The 16,127-nt window shown below is 42.1% G+C and carries 15 protein-coding genes and 2 pseudogenes; 8 read left to right on the forward strand and 9 right to left on the reverse strand.

The annotated features are described in order from the left end of the window. Positions 1 to 71 precede the first annotated feature (71 nt). The 3 genes from ACRQ5D_RS04185 to ACRQ5D_RS04195 form a co-directional block, all read right to left on the reverse strand. Positions 72 to 959: an alpha/beta hydrolase gene (locus tag ACRQ5D_RS04185; RefSeq protein ID WP_431199130.1), complete on the reverse strand. Its 888-nt coding sequence runs from the start codon at positions 957 to 959 to the stop codon at positions 72 to 74. Positions 960 to 1,193: 234 nt separating this feature from the next. After that, positions 1,194 to 2,286, reverse strand: a protein-coding gene (gene prfB / locus ACRQ5D_RS04190; protein WP_129571506.1) for a peptide chain release factor 2 whose coding sequence is annotated in 2 segments (ribosomal slippage) — positions 1,194 to 2,225 and positions 2,227 to 2,286 — 1,092 coding nt in all. Because the reading frame shifts where the segments join, the coding sequence is not laid out codon by codon here. 100 nt (positions 2,287 to 2,386) lie between these two features. Then, on the reverse strand, positions 2,387 to 2,824 hold the full coding sequence (locus tag ACRQ5D_RS04195) for a hypothetical protein (protein ID WP_091171982.1): 438 nt from the start codon (positions 2,822 to 2,824) through the stop codon (positions 2,387 to 2,389). Between the two features lie 253 nt (positions 2,825 to 3,077). On the opposite strand from ACRQ5D_RS04195, the gene pgi reads away from it, so the two are divergent. Next, positions 3,078 to 4,724, forward strand: a complete 1,647-nt coding sequence (gene pgi, locus ACRQ5D_RS04200; protein WP_091171980.1) for a glucose-6-phosphate isomerase — start codon at positions 3,078 to 3,080, stop codon at positions 4,722 to 4,724. 336 nt (positions 4,725 to 5,060) lie between these two features. Beyond that, positions 5,061 to 5,495, forward strand: a complete 435-nt coding sequence (gene tnpA / locus ACRQ5D_RS04205; protein WP_091171978.1) for an IS200/IS605 family transposase — start codon at positions 5,061 to 5,063, stop codon at positions 5,493 to 5,495. 81 nt (positions 5,496 to 5,576) lie between these two features. On the opposite strand, the gene ACRQ5D_RS04210 is transcribed toward tnpA, so the two are convergent. The 6 genes from ACRQ5D_RS04210 to ACRQ5D_RS04235 all read right to left on the reverse strand — a co-directional run bounded on the left by ACRQ5D_RS04210 (position 5,577) and on the right by ACRQ5D_RS04235 (position 10,223). Continuing rightward, a complete protein-coding gene (locus ACRQ5D_RS04210; protein ID WP_432328471.1) occupies positions 5,577 to 6,650 on the reverse strand; it encodes a glutaminyl-peptide cyclotransferase in 1,074 nt (357 codons plus the stop codon). Between the two features lie 5 nt (positions 6,651 to 6,655). Beyond that, positions 6,656 to 7,024 (reverse strand): YraN family protein, encoded by a 369-nt coding sequence (locus ACRQ5D_RS04215; RefSeq protein ID WP_091171976.1) that lies wholly within the window; start codon positions 7,022 to 7,024, stop codon positions 6,656 to 6,658. Continuing rightward, the gene (locus tag ACRQ5D_RS04220; RefSeq protein ID WP_432328472.1) at positions 7,024 to 8,124 is read right to left on the reverse strand and encodes a toprim domain-containing protein; all 1,101 of its coding nucleotides are present in this window, start codon (positions 8,122 to 8,124) and stop codon (positions 7,024 to 7,026) included. Before ACRQ5D_RS04220 ends, ACRQ5D_RS04215 begins: the two co-directional genes overlap by 1 nt. A gap of 158 nt (positions 8,125 to 8,282) precedes the next feature. Further along, positions 8,283 to 8,966 carry a DNA primase gene (locus tag ACRQ5D_RS04225; protein WP_432328473.1) on the reverse strand — a complete coding sequence of 228 codons (684 nt, stop codon included), beginning with the start codon at positions 8,964 to 8,966 and terminating at the stop codon, positions 8,283 to 8,285. Positions 8,967 to 9,354: 388 nt separating this feature from the next. After that, positions 9,355 to 9,747, reverse strand: coding sequence for a DMT family transporter (locus tag ACRQ5D_RS04230; RefSeq protein ID WP_432328474.1), 393 nt, complete (start codon positions 9,745 to 9,747; stop codon positions 9,355 to 9,357). Further along, entirely contained in the window at positions 9,744 to 10,223 is a 480-nt protein-coding gene (locus ACRQ5D_RS04235; protein ID WP_432328475.1) for a DMT family transporter, read from the reverse strand. Before ACRQ5D_RS04235 ends, ACRQ5D_RS04230 begins: the two co-directional genes overlap by 4 nt. A 210-nt stretch (positions 10,224 to 10,433) precedes the next feature. On the opposite strand from ACRQ5D_RS04235, the gene ACRQ5D_RS04240 reads away from it, so the two are divergent. From ACRQ5D_RS04240 to ACRQ5D_RS04265, 6 genes and pseudogenes are all read left to right on the forward strand, one after another. Continuing rightward, positions 10,434 to 10,826 carry a DUF6252 family protein gene (locus ACRQ5D_RS04240; protein WP_431199131.1) on the forward strand — a complete coding sequence of 131 codons (393 nt, stop codon included), beginning with the start codon at positions 10,434 to 10,436 and terminating at the stop codon, positions 10,824 to 10,826. Positions 10,827 to 11,277: 451 nt separating this feature from the next. Then, positions 11,278 to 12,713, forward strand: a pseudogene (gene asnS, locus ACRQ5D_RS04245) (asparagine--tRNA ligase). A gap of 98 nt (positions 12,714 to 12,811) precedes the next feature. Then, entirely contained in the window at positions 12,812 to 13,276 is a 465-nt protein-coding gene (locus ACRQ5D_RS04250) for an SRPBCC family protein (protein ID WP_091171969.1), read from the forward strand. 64 nt (positions 13,277 to 13,340) lie between these two features. Continuing rightward, on the forward strand, positions 13,341 to 13,883 hold the full coding sequence (locus ACRQ5D_RS04255) for an RBBP9/YdeN family alpha/beta hydrolase (RefSeq protein ID WP_091171967.1): 543 nt from the start codon (positions 13,341 to 13,343) through the stop codon (positions 13,881 to 13,883). 189 nt (positions 13,884 to 14,072) lie between these two features. Beyond that, complete coding sequence (locus ACRQ5D_RS04260) at positions 14,073 to 14,489, forward strand: methionine-R-sulfoxide reductase (protein ID WP_431200945.1); 417 nt, start codon at positions 14,073 to 14,075, stop codon at positions 14,487 to 14,489. Positions 14,490 to 15,133: 644 nt separating this feature from the next. Further along, a pseudogene (locus ACRQ5D_RS04265) lies at positions 15,134 to 16,023 on the forward strand (ribonucleotide-diphosphate reductase subunit beta). Positions 16,024 to 16,127 lie beyond the last annotated feature (104 nt).

Consider the following 16,127-nt stretch of genomic DNA (forward strand, 5'->3'; position numbering starts at 1 on the left):
AAAAAAGACTGTTTACCTCAACAATAAAATTAGCCTACTGTTTTACAGAAGAAGAAATTAGTTGTCCCGGATCACTTCCCGCTCAAAAAGCCATTCTCCTCCAGCCACGCGGCAGCCCATTCAAACCATTTGCCTTTATTTTTAGAATTGTTCATGCCGAAACCATGACCGCCTTCCTGGAAAAGATGCATTTCGGCCTTTACTTTGTTTTTTAACAGGGCATCATAAAATAACAGACTGTTTTGTACTGGTACTACGTTATCATCCTCGGCGTGCACTAAAAATGTTGGCGGGGTATTGGCAGTAACCTGTTTTTCGTTCGAATACAGATCTAACTGCGCTGCTGATGGGTTTTTACCTATTAGGTTTTCCCTCGAGCCAACATGGGCATATTCACCAAAAGAAATTACAGGATAGATCAGCATCATAAAATCAGGGCGTACGCTGATGTTTTCTTTATCTTCAATAACCGGTTTATCAAAATGAGTTCCTTCCGTTGATACCAGGTGGCCCCCTGCCGAAAAACCGATAATTCCTATTTTAGATGGGTTGATATTCCATTCTGCGGCATTTTTACGTACGGTGTATATGGCCATTTGCGCATCCTGTAACGGACCGATAGATTTATCAGCCATAATATCATCACTTGGTAAACGATATTTTAATACAAAAGCGGTTACGCCAATTTGAGCGAAGGCTTGTGCTACGGCTTTACCTTCATGATCTGAAGCCAGTCCTGAATAGCCACCGCCAGGGCAAACAACAATGGCAGCGCCGTTAGCTTTACCTTTTTCGGGCAGGTAAGGCGTTAGCGTTGGCTCAGTTACCATGGTGATCCAGCTCCTGTTGTCTGTTTTTTCAACATAAGTTGCCGGGGCTTTTTTTGAATTGGGAACACCTTTAGGATAAAGCAGCATCGGTTTTTCCTGTGCGAAGGATACAAATGTTATAACTGTCAAGACTAAGGCAGATAAGAAGGTTTTCATATTTTTTAAAAGGCAAATTGGATGTGTCCAAAATACAATTAATCTTCCAAAAACAAAACGGAGTATCAGAAATGATACTCCGTTTTTTATACTATACCGTCATCCTGAACTTGTTTCAGGCCCCCACTTACCTGGCCTACGCCATACGGACGGTATACGGCATGTGGGGTACCGAAATAAATTCGGCATGACCTTACTTTCTTATTTTTAACTCTTTGGCCCGCCAAATTCCATCAGGTAGGCTTTCAGGAAATCATTCAGATCACCATCGAGCACTGCCGCAGCGTTGGAAGTTTCGTGATCGGTACGGAGGTCTTTTACCAGTTTATATGGATGTAAAACATAGTTACGGATCTGTGAGCCCCACTCTATCTTCTTTTTATTGCCCTCAATAGCATTGGTTAGTTCCATACGTTTGCGCATCTCAATTTCGTATAACTGTGATTTAAGCAAGCGGATGGCGTTATCTTTATTTTGCAATTGCGAACGCGATTCCTGGTTTTTGATGATGATGCCCGATGGCTTGTGATATAAACGCACGGCAGTTTCTACCTTATTCACGTTCTGACCACCGGCACCACCCGAGCGGAAAGTTTCAAATTCGATATCGGCCGGATTTACTTCAATCTCAATGGTATCATCAACCAGGGGATAAACATATACAGAGGCAAAAGAGGTGTGACGTTTGGCATTAGCATCAAAAGGCGATACGCGCACCAGGCGGTGTACCCCATTTTCACCTTTCAGATAGCCATAGGCAAACTCGCCTTCCAACTGCAGGGTAACGGTTTTTACGCCGGCCACGTCGCCTTCCTGGTAATCCTGCTCGGTTACTTTATAACCGTTCTTTTCGCCCCACATAATGTACATACGCATGAGCATGCCGGCCCAGTCGCAGCTTTCGGTACCACCGGCACCCGCCGTGATCTGAAGCACCGCATTTAGTTGATCTTCTTCGGCCGAGAGCATATTTTTAAACTCAAGCTCTTCAACGGCTTTTAAAGCCGCATTATATTGTTCCTGCATTTCGGCCTCGGTAGCATCACCGCCCTGGTAAAATTCAAAAAGCACGCCGGCGTCATCAACAACCGATACCACCTTCTGAAAAGCATCCGTCCATACTTTTTTAACTTTGATGGACGCCAGTACTTTTTCGGCCTCTTTAGGATGATCCCAAAAATGCGGGCCGATGGTTATTTCCTGTTCTTCATGTAATAGTTCCAGCTTCTTATCAATGTCAAAGATGCCTCCTCAGGGAAGTTACTCTATCCCTTAAATCCTGAACTTGTTCTTTAGTCATGCGGCAAATATATATAATTTGAAAAATTGCTATAAATAAAAAGGCCTGCAAATTGTTTAACAATCGGCAGGCCTGTTCATTAGGCAGATGTAATAGTATGTTAGGCAACCATCAGGTTGTTCACAAGCGGGTTCAGATCGGTACGGTTACCGTTCAGTTTAGTTAACATAGTACCCAAAGCAAACTCTTTGGCTTCGCCGCTTTTTGTTTCCTTAATCAGTTCATTCATTACAGTTGGGATCAGAGCCTTTGCAACTGTTAACGCATGTGCCGGGTCAATACTGTAAAAAGTGTTAAGCTTATTTGCAAAGCGGTTGGTTATGCTCGATACTAATGAATTGTTGTAACTACCCGAGAACTGAAAGTATTTAATAAGTTCCTTCACCTTGCCGCTTTCAAGCTGGCCTTTTAAAACTTCAATGATTGAACTTGAAGCTTCATTGATCACTGCTTCATGATATTTAGCAGGAATCACCGGGTTGTTGATAACAGCCGTCCCGGCGTTATCTTTTACAAGCAAAAACAGTTTTTCGAACATAGTAATACGTGTTTTTAAAGTAAATTTACAAATTGATGATAAATACCTCATTTGATTACCATCGACACAAATATATTAAATAAAAATTTTAAACTTCAAAATATATTTGTAATTCTTTTGTAATTCTCATAATTTTCAAGTGTAAAATCAACACTATGCCGGCCGTGTTTAAACAACACTAAGACAGGCTAATAATTTATTTAATGACTATCTAACAATTAACTTTTTACTTTTGTTGAAAAACAACACAATTATGCTGCCAACTACTGATTTTACAACAACCCAGGCTTACAAATATCTTACAGATCATTACATTGATATTGTATCAAAAAACCTGAAAGAAATGTTTGATGCTGACGACCAGCGTTTTAATAAGTTCTCGATCCAGTTTGAGGATATCCTGCTTGATTATTCAAAGAACCGTATCGATGATGAAACCATTGCTTTATTGATACAGCTGGCCAAAGAATGTTCATTAAAAGAGGCGATAGACGCCATGTATTCCGGCGAAAAAATTAACGTTACGGAAGGCCGTCCGGTATTACACATCGCATTACGTAACCGCAGCAACACTCCTATTTATGTTGATGGTAAAGATGTTATGCCCGATGTAAATAAAGTGCTTGACCAAATGAAAGCCTTCAGTGAAGCCATCATTTCGGGCGAGTGGAAAGGTTATACCGGCAAAGCTATTACCGATGTGGTTAATATTGGTATCGGCGGCTCAGACCTTGGCCCGGTAATGGTTACTGAAGCTTTAAAAGCATACAAAAATCATTTGAACCTCCACTTTGTAAGTAACGTGGATGGTACTCATATAGTTGAAACCCTGAAAGCAGTTGATCCTGAAACTACGCTGTTCCTGGTGGCTTCAAAAACTTTCACTACCCAGGAAACTATGGGCAACGCCCACAGCGCCCGCGACTGGTTCCTGGCCAGCGGTGCTACTGAGGCCGATGTAGCTAAACACTTCGCCGCTCTTTCAACCAATGCAGCAGCTGTTGAAAAATTTGGCATCGATACTAAAAACATGTTTGAATTTTGGGACTGGGTTGGTGGCCGTTACTCTTTATGGAGCGCTATCGGTTTGTCAATTGCCCTAAGCATTGGTTTTGAAAACTTTGCCGATTTGCTTGCCGGTGCCCACGCGACTGACAATCATTTCAAAACTGCCGAATTTGACCAAAACATCCCGGTTATTATGGGACTGATCGGTATCTGGTATAACAACTTCTTTGAGGCCGAAACCAATGTTATCTTACCTTACGACCAATACCTGCACCGTTTCTCTGCTTATTTCCAACAAGGCGATATGGAAAGTAATGGCAAACATGTTGACCGTAATGGTAAAGATGTTGACTACTCTACCGGTCCGATCATTTGGGGCGAACCTGGTACAAACGGTCAGCACGCTTTTTATCAATTGATTCACCAGGGCACTAAACTGATCCCTGCCGATTTTATCGCCCCGGCACAATCTCACAATCCACTGGGCGAACATCACAACATGCTGCTGTCAAACTATTTTGCTCAAACCGAAGCTTTAATGAACGGTAAAACCGAAGAGGTAGTTATTGAAGAACTAAAAGCTGCCGGAAAATCTGACGAGGAAATAGCTAAAATAGCTCCGTTCAAGGTATTTGAAGGCAACCGTCCAACAAACTCGTTCCTGATTAAAAAGATCACACCATACACTTTAGGCGCGCTGATTGCCATGTATGAGCATAAAATTTTTACCCAGGGCATCATTTGGAACATATACAGCTTTGATCAGTGGGGTGTTGAGCTTGGTAAACAACTTGCCGGCAAAATCCTTCCTGAACTAAAAGATAACGCTGAGATCAGCAGCCATGATTCATCAACTAATGGACTAATCAATCAATATAAAGCGTGGAGGTAATCTCCCCAGCCTCCTAAAGGGGGAAGTTTTATATTTTAACAACACCCCACCGGATTTTCCGGGGGGTGTTGTTAAAAAACTGAGTGCTTAGTAGAACCTTTTCTGGCGATTTCGGCTAAAGCCGCCTCATGTTGCTTTTTTTGTTCCGTTGGTTAAAACCAACGGCAATGAATTTTCTTTTTATAGAGAATTAACGCAGTCGAGCAATTTCCTATTTATTGGTTGAAAGAAGCCTTTTCGAAATCTTGTTTTCATTACCGTTGGTTTTAACCAACGGATAAAGTTGCCAGGTGCTAAGTGGCTTTAGCCAAAATAACCATACATTTAGGACAAACCATGTCATTTGTAAAAATCTGGACCCATTTGGTATTTGCAACTAAAGACAGACAACCCTTGCTTACTCAAAACATAAGATACCAGATACATAAATACATCATAGAGAACTGCAAAGAGAAAGGGATATTCTTACAAGCGATTAATGGCTATACCGATCATATCCATTGCCTTATTTCTTTAGGAAAAGATCAAAATATTGCCAAAATAAGCCAGCTAATTAAAGGAGAATCATCTCTTTGGATAAATAAGAACAAACTAATAAAACAACAATTCGGTTGGCAGGACGACTACTTTGCAGTATCGGTAAGTGAATCACAGGTATCAACAGTCATTAGCTATATTAACAATCAGGAAAATCATCATCAAAAGAAATCATTCAGTGATGAGGTTGAAGAATTTATGAACCGATATGGCTGGCAACTGCTCAATAACTAAAACACGAAACGCCCGGATAATCCGGGCGTTTCGCTTTATAAAAATACTAATTCAAGCTATGGTTCTGTTAGGGGCCAAGGCTTACGGAACCGGCACAAACTTAACCTGGTACAAATGCGGCCATTTTTTACCGGTAACAAACAGGCGTTGACCTTTGGCATCCCAGGCAATTCCGTTTAGCACGTTATTATTCCAGTCCCTGTCCTGCGGACGGCTTGCCACCGGGTAAATCTCTTTCATATCTATTATCTGCTCCACCGCACCAGTTTTAGGATTGACCACCAATATGTTATCGGTTTGATAAACGTTGGCATAGATCTTACCGTTGATGTATTCCAGTTCGTTTATCGAATCTATCTGTTGTTTATCGTCACACACATCAATGTGGCCTATCTGGTGATAATCATTCTTGTCAAGGAACCAGATCCGGTTGGTGCTATCATCCATGTATAATTTTGTTCCGTCATAGCACATCCCCCAACCTTCGGGGCCAACGTTGTTGGTGAAGTTGTTAAGCAACTTCAATGTATTTTTATCGTACACAAACCCTACCTTTTCCTTCCAGGTAAGCTGCACTACTTTATCACCAATAGCCGAGAGGCCTTCACCAAAATATTTCTCATCAAGCTTGGTTTCCTGTAAAACCTTACCTGTATTCAAATCAACCTTGCGGATGGATGAGTGTTTATAGTCTCCGGTACTTTCGTATAAAACACCATCAACATACTGCAGGCCTTCGGTATATGCAGCGGTATCATGAGGGAAAACTTTTTCAACTTTATAAGTGTACCTGGCAGGGGCTTTTGCTGCTAATAACAAGACATTGGTTGATACCTCATTGCTTTTACCGCCTTCATAAACCTTAGCCGTGATTATCCTGATGCCCAGGCCAATGGTATCCGTTTTAAGACTGATACCTGCAGTATCCTTACTGGATGCGAACTTTACGGAATCGAGCAGGTAAACTACCGAATCAACTTTACTGCCTGTACGATAGCCTACTTTGATGTCGATCTTATCGCCGGCTTTGTAGTTTGCACCGGCGTCGGGGGTGATAGTATAATCTGTAGCCGAGCTATCAGGTTTATGGTTACAGCTGCAGCCGAAGGCCATTAGGGCAAGGGCGGCAAAAAATAGCTTTAGTTTATTATTCATAAGTGTTATGTGGCCGAAGGCCAAAACGCATCTTCTATATGGTTTAGTATATAATTTCCACTGCGGTCAAACAAAATAGCGATGATATCAAACCGCACTTCGCCCTGGTGGTTCATGAGGTAGATGTATTCATCGGCGGCTTCGGCCAGCAGTTTTTGCTTACGGTTATCTACAAAATCTTCGGGTTCTCCAAAGCCATTGCCCGTGCGGGTTTTTACTTCGGTAAATATAATAACCTTGTCTTTATAAGCAATTATATCTATCTCAGCTTTTCCGTAAGTCCAGTTTTCATCAAGAATTTCGTAGCCTGCTTTTTCGAGGTGGGTTTTGGCTAATGCTTCGCCGGTGCGGCCAAGTTCAAGGTGTTGGGCCATTATTTTATGATTACGGAGCCCAAAAAGTCAGATATTGATTTTTCTACCTTTTTCATACGCATATACTGATTAAGCAGTATTTCCTGGTCGGCCTCGGTATCGGCTTTTTGAAGCTGAGTTCGCAGGTCTTCCAGCATTTTACCAACCTTATGCTTTTTAAGGTGAAATATCGCACCAAGAATAGTTGCCTTCATATTAACCTGCTCATCGTTCACCGTGATCCTATGCATTTCGTACCAGTTTTCACTGAGCGAATATTTACTGGCTAACATGTTAATAGTTAAATCAACTATAGCTTTATCCTTATGGTGAATAAAATAAGCCTCATCCGGCAGTACACCGTTTTCTACTTCGCGACGGTAAATTTCGGTAATCTGCTTACAAACCGGATGATCAAAACTAACATCACTCAACTCGGCTATAATGAACGGGCCTATATAGGTATTGGCAATACCGTCCCAGTCAATCATACGGCTTCCATAATGCAGCAATAAACGCACAATTTCCTTTTCCTGAAAAGCATCGTCTTTAGCAACATGTGGCTCAAGTTCAACAGGCTCATCAAAGAAGTGGGGTTCGTCGGGCATTTCGGCAAACCTGTTGTTTTGCTGCTGACGCTGCTGCTCCTCCTTTTTGGCTTTGGCAGTGCGCATTTTATTGAGCTCGGATAAAAGGGCGCGCTCGTCTATCTGCAATAAGCCGCTACACTCCTTTATAAATACCGACGCCTTGATGCTATCCGGGATCTTGGCGATACTTTCAACAACCTCACGGATCACATCAGCCTTTTTTATCGGGTCGTTACCAACTTCTTTAAGCAGGATCTGGGTTTTATACAGGATAAAGTCCTTCTTATTTTCCTCGATGTGCTTTTTAAAAGCACTTGACCCTTTCGATTGTACAAATGAATCAGGATCATGTCCATCCGGAAACAGCACTACTTTTACATTAAGCCCTTCCTCCAGGATCATATCCAAACCACGCAGTGAAGCTTTGATCCCGGCTGCGTCGCCATCATATAATATGGTGATGTTTTTAGTAAAACGGGCAATGAGCTTAATCTGCTCAGTAGTGAGCGATGTGCCTGATGAAGCCACCACGTTTTCAACCCCCGCCTGGTGTACCGAAAGTACATCGGCATAGCCTTCTACCAGGTAACAGTTATCCTGCTCACGAATAGCCTTTTTAGCGAAGTAGAGGCCGTAAAGTACATTTGATTTATGGTAGATCTCCGACTCGGGCGAGTTAACATACTTGGCTACGTTTTTATCTTTTTTAGTGTACGGCCGCCAAAACCAATTACCCTGCCGGTAAAACTATGGATCGGGAACATTACCCGACCGCGGTACCTGTCGAACAAGGCCCCGTTATCCCGCTTTACCGACAGACCGCTCTCGACCAGAAACTGCTCTTTATAGCCGTTCCTGATAGCGGCACCTGTAAAAGCTTCCCATTGATCGGGCGAGTAACCCAATTCAAACTTCTTGATGGTTTCGGCAGTAAAGCCGCGTTCTTTAAAATAACTGAGACCGATGCTTTGCCCTTCCTCCGTTTCGAGCATGGCCTCGTGAAAAAACTTAGCAGCAAATGCCGATACGATCATAAGGCTTTCCCGGCGCAGATCCTCCTCGCGGTTTTCGGGAACTTCAACAGTTTCTTCAACCTCGATGCCGTACTTTTTAGCGAGCCATTTCAAGGCCTCGGGATAGCTGAACTTTTCCAGCTCCATTAAAAACGTAACAGCCGAACCGCCTTTTCCTGTTGAGAAATCTTTAAAAATACCTTTTGCCGGGGATACCGTGAACGAAGGGGTACGCTCATTCGCGAAAGGCGAAAGGCCTACGTAGTTAGCCCCGCGCTTTTTTAACTGCACAAATTCCCCTATCACCTCCACAATGTCGGTGGCTTCCATAATACGGTCGATAGTGGATTTTTGAATCATGAGTTAAAGCAAATGTAGGGAAGATAGATCGTTGCCCGTAATTCGAAAACGTTAAAATACGGTTTTGTTTGATAACGAGCTGTTTAAAATTCAATCTCCTTAAGAGACAAGTTACCGTTTAACGCTTTGAGTTAAGATCCTGAGATATATACCAATTTAATTACTGCGATGACAGGGGTTAACAGGGTTAACATAAATTCCATAATTTAAACACAGCAAACTTATAATCAACTACTTAATAAAGCAATGGGGTTACATTAAATACCACTAAAGTATTAAAAAAGTAATAAAATTATACAATCGTACTTCGATCGTTGCGACCGAAGCGAACTGAAGATATTAACATCATGATATGATACAGCTTCATTTGTACTGCGCTTAAACCCGTTTAAACCAAGGTATTCGCTTTTCGATTTCGTGGTTTTAAAAAGGTCACTGCTATCCCGGCCAATACAATTATACTGCCAACAATCTCATTAAAACCTAAACGTTCATGCAGTAAAAAAGCAGCCAGCAGCCCGGCAAAAACCGTTTGGCTTAATAAGGCAATGGAAACCCTGGTTGGTTCCAGATAACGTAACGAGTAATTGATGGTTAGCCAGCCTGCTAACTGGCAAATAAGCCCCATACCTATAAAGCAAAGCCAAACTTTTAAAGAAAGATGAACAATATCGTTATGCATAGATCCATTGACTACCAGCAAAAAAATACTGGCGCTCAGCATACTGTAAAACATAAAACTAAACACATCAATACCGGCCATAATATTTTTGGTGATCATGATATAAGTAGCATAAAAAAACTGGCGAGTATAGCCAGCAGTATGCCGGCATTAAGTTCCATGTGCAAAATATGTTCATAACCTACCAAAACAACCATACCGGCGATGGCAATGAGCGTACCTATCCAAAATAGCCGACCTGATCCTTTTCTTAAAAACAGGAAGCTCATCAGGCCTACCCAAACCGGGGCCAGGTTGGCAATAAGGGTTGATACAGTGGCGCTGATCTTTAACAGCGAAATATTCCATACCGCAATATCAAGGGCGAAAACCATGCCCGCAGCTATGGAAATAAGCAATTGCTTTTTATTTATTTTAAGTTTTTGCCTAAATACACAAAATGGGGCAAGACAAATCCAGGCTATAAACACCCGGTAAAATGCCGAACCAATTGGTGATACCCCGGCAAGCTTTACAAATATCGGCGAAAAAGAAATGCATAGAATGCCAATAACGAGGCTCAATTTGGGATTCATGGGCGATAAAACAAAATGAGCGGCAAACTTACTGAAACCACGTATAATATGCTTTACTTTTAAATATCTTTATATTTCCTGTACAATTTATTAACCTGTCATCAGTAAAGCAATGAAATATCCCTGTTTGATATTAGCCATAGCCGTGGCCCTGCTTTTTTCGGCCTGCAAAAAAAGGACTGCTGTAATTTTCCGGTCATACCCGATTTTATGCTTGCGCAAAAAAACAACATCAAATGGGAGGCTAATCCTTCCGGTTCGAATATAATGGGTGATACCATTACCATATCAGCAAAAAGCACCATTGGAGGTGAAGAAGAGCAGGTAGGTTTTAAAATTGTGTTTGATGGTGTTGGGTATTATACCCTCAAAGCAAACGAAAACTATTACCACATTACAAAAAACGGCTCCCCGTTAGCCGGATACAAACCTGACCCTACCCATCTTAGTTCGGTAACTATAATTTCATACAACCAGGCCGATAAAATACTGCAGGGATTGTTCGAATTACGTTTTCTGAAAGTAATTGATAGCCAAACCGAAAGTCATCCGGACAAGGTTACTTTTAGCGAGGGCAAGTTTAAAGCTAAGCTCAAATATTAACTTTTATATTAATTGTAACTAAGCTTAATTATCATTCGTATTAGTTGTAAATTTGTTTTATGAAAAAAGCTCTATTATTAACCGCCTCAGTATCACTTCTGTTATTTGCTGGCTGCCAAAAAAATGGCGTAGCCCCAAAACAAGACAGTGTTAGTGCAAAAAAAGCATTACCAACCAGTCATTGAATAAAAGCAAAGACACTATTATGGTAGGCGGCGCGACGACAAACACGTTACTCCGTGACACAATCATGGTTACAAACAAGTAAGCGTCAAAAAGAAATAGCCGGGATACTTCATGTTCCCGGCTACATTTTTAGTCGCTGGTTTCCTTTTCCCCTTTTCTCCTGATATATCTTTCCGTGTTAACATGCTAATGTTTTTTAGCTCATGTTTCAAAGTGCGCTTTCATAATTAATTGTATTTTTGCGACTCTAAAAATTATACATGATATGAGTCAGCGAACTAAGATCAAAGCATTGCTGCAAAGCCAGCAAACCGAAATTGATGTAACAGTTAAAGGATGGGTGCGTGCATTCCGTTCAAATCGCTTTATTGCTTTGAATGATGGCTCAACTAATAATAACATCCAGGTAGTTGTTGATTTTGAAAATACCGACCCGGCATTACTTAAACGCATTACCGTTGGTGCAGCACTTAGTGTTCAGGGTAAATTGATAGCATCTTTAGGTAAAGGCCAAACAGTTGAGGTTGTTGCAACTGAGATTGAGATTTTAGGTGACAGCGATCCTGAAAAATATCCTATCCAGCCTAAAAAGCATAGCCTTGAGTTTTTGAGGGAAAACGCCCACCTGCGTTTCCGTACCAGTACGTTTGGCGCTATTTTCAGGGTGCGTAACAGCCTGGCATTCGCGGTGCACCAGTTTTTCCAGGAACGGGGTTTTGTTTACCTGCATACCCCTGTAATTACGGCTTCAGATGCTGAAGGCGCGGGCGAGACTTTTCACGTTACCAACTTCGACCTGGATAACATTCCGAAAACTGATACCGGCGAGATTGATTTCAAACAGGATTTTTTTGGTCGTGCCACTAACTTAACCGTATCCGGTCAGTTGGAAGGTGAGCTTGGCGCTATGGCCCTGAGTGATATTTATACCTTCGGCCCAACTTTCCGTGCCGAAAATTCAAACACCACACGCCACCTGGCCGAGTTTTGGATGATTGAGCCGGAAGTAGCCTTTAACGATCTGGTTGACAACATGGACCTTGCCGAGGACATGCTGAAATATGTGATCAAATACGCGTTGGATAAAAATGCCGATGACATTGAATTTTTAACCCAGCGCTTAACTGAAGAGGAAAAACCAAGCCGCAAAACGAGCGCTCAGAAATGACGCTGCTTGAAAAACTGCAGTTTTGCTTAAATAACGATTTCGAGCGCCTAACCTATACCGAGGCGATTGACATCCTGAAAGAATCTACCCCAAACAAAAAGAAAAAGTTTGTTTATCCTGTTGAAGGCTGGGGTACCGACCTGCAAAGTGAGCACGAGCGCTACCTGGTTGAAAAACATTTTAAAAAGCCGGTGATCCTGACCGATTATCCAAAGGAGATCAAAGCGTTTTACATGCGCCAGAACGACGATGGCAAAACTGTGCGCGCCATGGACATCCTGTTCCCGGGCATTGGCGAAATTGTAGGTGGTTCACAGCGTGAAGAACGTTTAGACAAGCTTGAGCAGCGCATGAACGAAATGGGCATCCCTACCGAAGAACTTTGGTGGTATTTGGATACCCGCCGTTTCGGCTCTTGTCCGCATGCCGGCTTTGGTTTAGGCTTTGAGCGGTTGGTGCTGTTTGTTACCGGCATGGGCAACATCCGCGATGTAATCCCCTTCCCGAGATTCCCCAAGAATGCGGAATTTTAACCGTTGATTGTTTTTTTATTTTGATGATTACGCTGATTATTTGTAATGCGTAACACTATATTTGGGCTGTCGCTAAACGACAGCCTTTTTTATACTATATGCCATCACAAATTCTGCTTGCTACCCATATTAATGCGCCTGTTGAAAGAGTGTTTGACATTGCCCGTAACATTGATGTACATGTAGAGTCAACAAAACATACTGGCGAACGAGCTATTGCCGGGCGTACAACCGGCTTGATTGAACTCGGCGAAACTGTTACCTGGCGGGCAAAGCATTTCGGCATATGGCAAAACCTTACCTCAAAGATCACTGAAATGGAATATCCAAATTACTTTACCGATATCCAGGTTGAGGGTGCTTTCAAAAACTTTACGCATGAGCATTATTTTTATCCTATCCTTAACCAAACCATGATGCGGGATATTTTCACGTTCGAATCGCCGGGCGGAATATTGGGAGAAGCGGTAAACTTTCTGTTCCTGTCTAACTATATGACACAATTGTTGGTAAAGAGGAATAAAGTGATTAAACAGGTGGCTGAAGGTCGTTCAAACTCATGACCGAGGATTAAAATCCCTATCTTGAGCTTTCAATTATTAAGTTATTTAACATCTTACCGAAACTATGGTTTTCAACGCTGATATTCTTATACACGCGGGATTGGGTAATTCAGATCAACAACATTGGCAAAGCATTTGGGAAAAACAGTTCAATTTTACCCGTATTGAACAACAGGATTGGGAAACCTCGGTTTGCAGCGATTGGATAAAAACTATAAATGATTATGTAAACCGCTATGACCCGGAAAACGTAATCTTAGTTGGCCACAGCCTGGCTTGTGCAGCCATAGCCTCGTGGGCAAAACAATATAACATTGCAATAAAGGGTGTATTACTGGTTGCGCCGAGCGATACTGAAGCAGATAGTTATCCAACCGGCACAAGTGGTTTTACCCCGATGCCATTAGGCAAGCTACCATTCAAATCAATAACCGTATTTAGTAACAATGATTTCTATGTAAGCAGGGAACGGGCCTCATTATTTGCAGACAGTTGGGGAAGTGAAATTGTGAATATTGGCGATGCCGGCCATATCAATGTATCAGCGGGTTACGGAGAGTGGAATGAAGGCCTCGAACTGTTAAAAAAACTGGATGCGGGATATTAAACCTTCTGCCGCAGGCTTTCAGTGGTCCTGGTAGCTATATATTTTCAGCAATCTGCACATCTGAAATCTGCACATCAACACATCTGCCACTCCCCGTCAAACCAGTGTAAACATCAGCCTGCAAAGCATTATGTCGGCCTAAATTGTCGTATCTTTATAGTAGATCAAAACACCGGATGGAGTTTCCCAATCGGTGAAATCATCAAAAAAATTTGTGTAACCCCAACAAAAAATATGGAGTACAATCAATTAACGCCCGAAGAAGAAAGGGTAATATTATACAAAGGCACCGAAAGGCCGTTCACCGGCTCGTTACTGAACAATAAGGCACAAGGTTTATACGTTTGCAAACGCTGTGATGCGCCGCTGTATCGATCGGAAGATAAGTTTGAGTCGTTTTGCGGCTGGCCGAGTTTTGACGATGAGATTGAAGGAGCTGTTCGCCGCGAAGTAGACGCCGATGGCCGCAGGGTAGAAATCCTGTGTGCAAATTGCGGCGCACACCTGGGCCATGTGTTTGAAGGTGAATATATGACGCCAAAAAACACCCGCCATTGTGTAAATTCAGTGTCGATGAAATTTGTTCCGGTTGAGGACGCAAAATAATTCGTAAAACTTTTAGGAATACGCCCGTTGGTTCATGGCTAACGGGCGTAATTGTTTTCCACATACCGGCTTGCAACAACCTTTTAACTTCGCATTTTAATATTGATACCTGCTGCAAGCAAAAGCATTTCATTATTGGCAATAATTGTCGGTGTTAAGTCAAGTAATTTATAATGTTAAATTATCGTAATCCGCAAGTATCAAGGCATGCTAATTTCAATCAAATTTTTAATCGGCTGTTTTCAAGTCCATTAATTTTTCATCAATATAACAAGTGCCGATAAAGTGTGGATAACTCGGGGGTTTGTGAAAAACTATCATTCACAACTACACAACTCAAACATTAACTTTGCTCAGCAAGGTAATAAAAAAGGCATTCAGCCGGCAGCCAGAAGCACTCGTCAACTTCTAATTAAATAACTGGCTGTCAGAAAGTTACACAATACAGTTGCTAAGGAGTAAACCCGAAGGCATCAAAATTTAAAGCTTTATTGAAAAGTAGGGCTTGCTTTCGTGTCTGAATACCTGATTAAAGAAAGAAACTAAAAAAGTAGACACCAATGAGTTTGGAAAACGAATTATTACTACGGGAAAACAAGGACCGGTTTGTTATCCTTCCCATTAAGTATCCCGCAATTTGGGAGATGTATAAAAAAGCGGAGGCCAGCTTCTGGACCGCCGAGGAAATCGACCTATCGGACGATATCAAACATTGGGAAAGTCTTAATTCGGGCGAGAAACATTTTATCTCGCATGTACTCGCTTTTTTGCCGCAAGCGATGGTATCGTGAACGAGAACCTGGCGGTAAACTTCATGAGCGAAGTACAATTGCCCGAAGCACGCTGCTTTTACGGTTTCCAGATCATGATGGAAAACATCCACTCTGAAACCTATGCCCTGCTGATAGACACCTACGTAAAAGATCCGACCGAGAAAGATCGCCTTTTCCATGCTATTGAAACCGTACCATGTGTTGGCAAAAAAGCCGAATGGGCGCTAAAATGGATCAACAACGGCAACTTTGCCGAGCGTTTGGTTGCATTCGCGGCGGTTGAAGGGATCTTCTTTTCAGGCAGCTTTTGCTCCATATTCTGGCTTAAAAAACGCGGCCTGATGCCGGGCTTAACTTTCAGCAATGAGCTGATCTCGCGCGATGAAGGTTCGCACTGCGAATTTGCCTGCTTATTATATGGCATGCTTGAAAACAAACTACCGCAGGAACAGGTTACCAAGATCATTACCGATGCGGTAGAGATAGAAAAAGAATTTATAACCGAGGCATTACCGGTTAACCTGATAGGAATGAATGCCAAGCTAATGAGCCAGTACATTGAGTTTGTGGCCGACAGGTGGCTGAGCGAACTTGGGTACGATAAATTCTATAACGCAACCAATCCGTTCGATTTCATGGAAATGATCTCGTTACAGGGCAAAACCAACTTTTTTGAAAAGCGTGTAGGCGATTATCAAAAAAGTGGTGTACTGAATGCATCGGCCGAAAGCAAAAGCTTTTCGCTTGATGATGATTTTTAATTGAAGAGGTTAGAGATTGGTGATTAGAGGTTAGGTAGTCTCAGGCCAATCCCAAAATCAAAAAAATCAAGGTTCAGAAAATAATCAAATCACAATAATATTAA

The sequence above is a fragment of the Mucilaginibacter sp. P25 genome (genome assembly GCF_050859465.1).
GTDB classification, from domain to species: Bacteria; Bacteroidota; Bacteroidia; order Sphingobacteriales; family Sphingobacteriaceae; genus Mucilaginibacter; species Mucilaginibacter gossypii.

Coding starts and splice junctions, on each gene's coding strand:
- pgi (WP_091171980.1), top strand. CDS start 3,078: ATGCTGCCAACTACTGATTTTACAACAACCCAGGCTTACAAATATCTT.
- ACRQ5D_RS04225 (WP_432328473.1), bottom strand. CDS start 8,966: ATGATTCAAAAATCCACTATCGACCGTATTATGGAAGCCACCGACATT.
- ACRQ5D_RS04215 (WP_091171976.1), bottom strand. CDS start 7,024: ATGGCCCAACACCTTGAACTTGGCCGCACCGGCGAAGCATTAGCCAAA.
- ACRQ5D_RS04195 (WP_091171982.1), bottom strand. CDS start 2,824: ATGTTCGAAAAACTGTTTTTGCTTGTAAAAGATAACGCCGGGACGGCT.
- ACRQ5D_RS04255 (WP_091171967.1), top strand. CDS start 13,341: ATGGTTTTCAACGCTGATATTCTTATACACGCGGGATTGGGTAATTCA.
- ACRQ5D_RS04235 (WP_432328475.1), bottom strand. CDS start 10,223: ATGAATCCCAAATTGAGCCTCGTTATTGGCATTCTATGCATTTCTTTT.
- ACRQ5D_RS04250 (WP_091171969.1), top strand. CDS start 12,812: ATGCCATCACAAATTCTGCTTGCTACCCATATTAATGCGCCTGTTGAA.
- tnpA (WP_091171978.1), top strand. CDS start 5,061: ATGTCATTTGTAAAAATCTGGACCCATTTGGTATTTGCAACTAAAGAC.
- ACRQ5D_RS04240 (WP_431199131.1), top strand. CDS start 10,434: ATGCTTGCGCAAAAAAACAACATCAAATGGGAGGCTAATCCTTCCGGT.
- ACRQ5D_RS04210 (WP_432328471.1), bottom strand. CDS start 6,650: ATGAATAATAAACTAAAGCTATTTTTTGCCGCCCTTGCCCTAATGGCC.
- ACRQ5D_RS04230 (WP_432328474.1), bottom strand. CDS start 9,747: ATGATCACCAAAAATATTATGGCCGGTATTGATGTGTTTAGTTTTATG.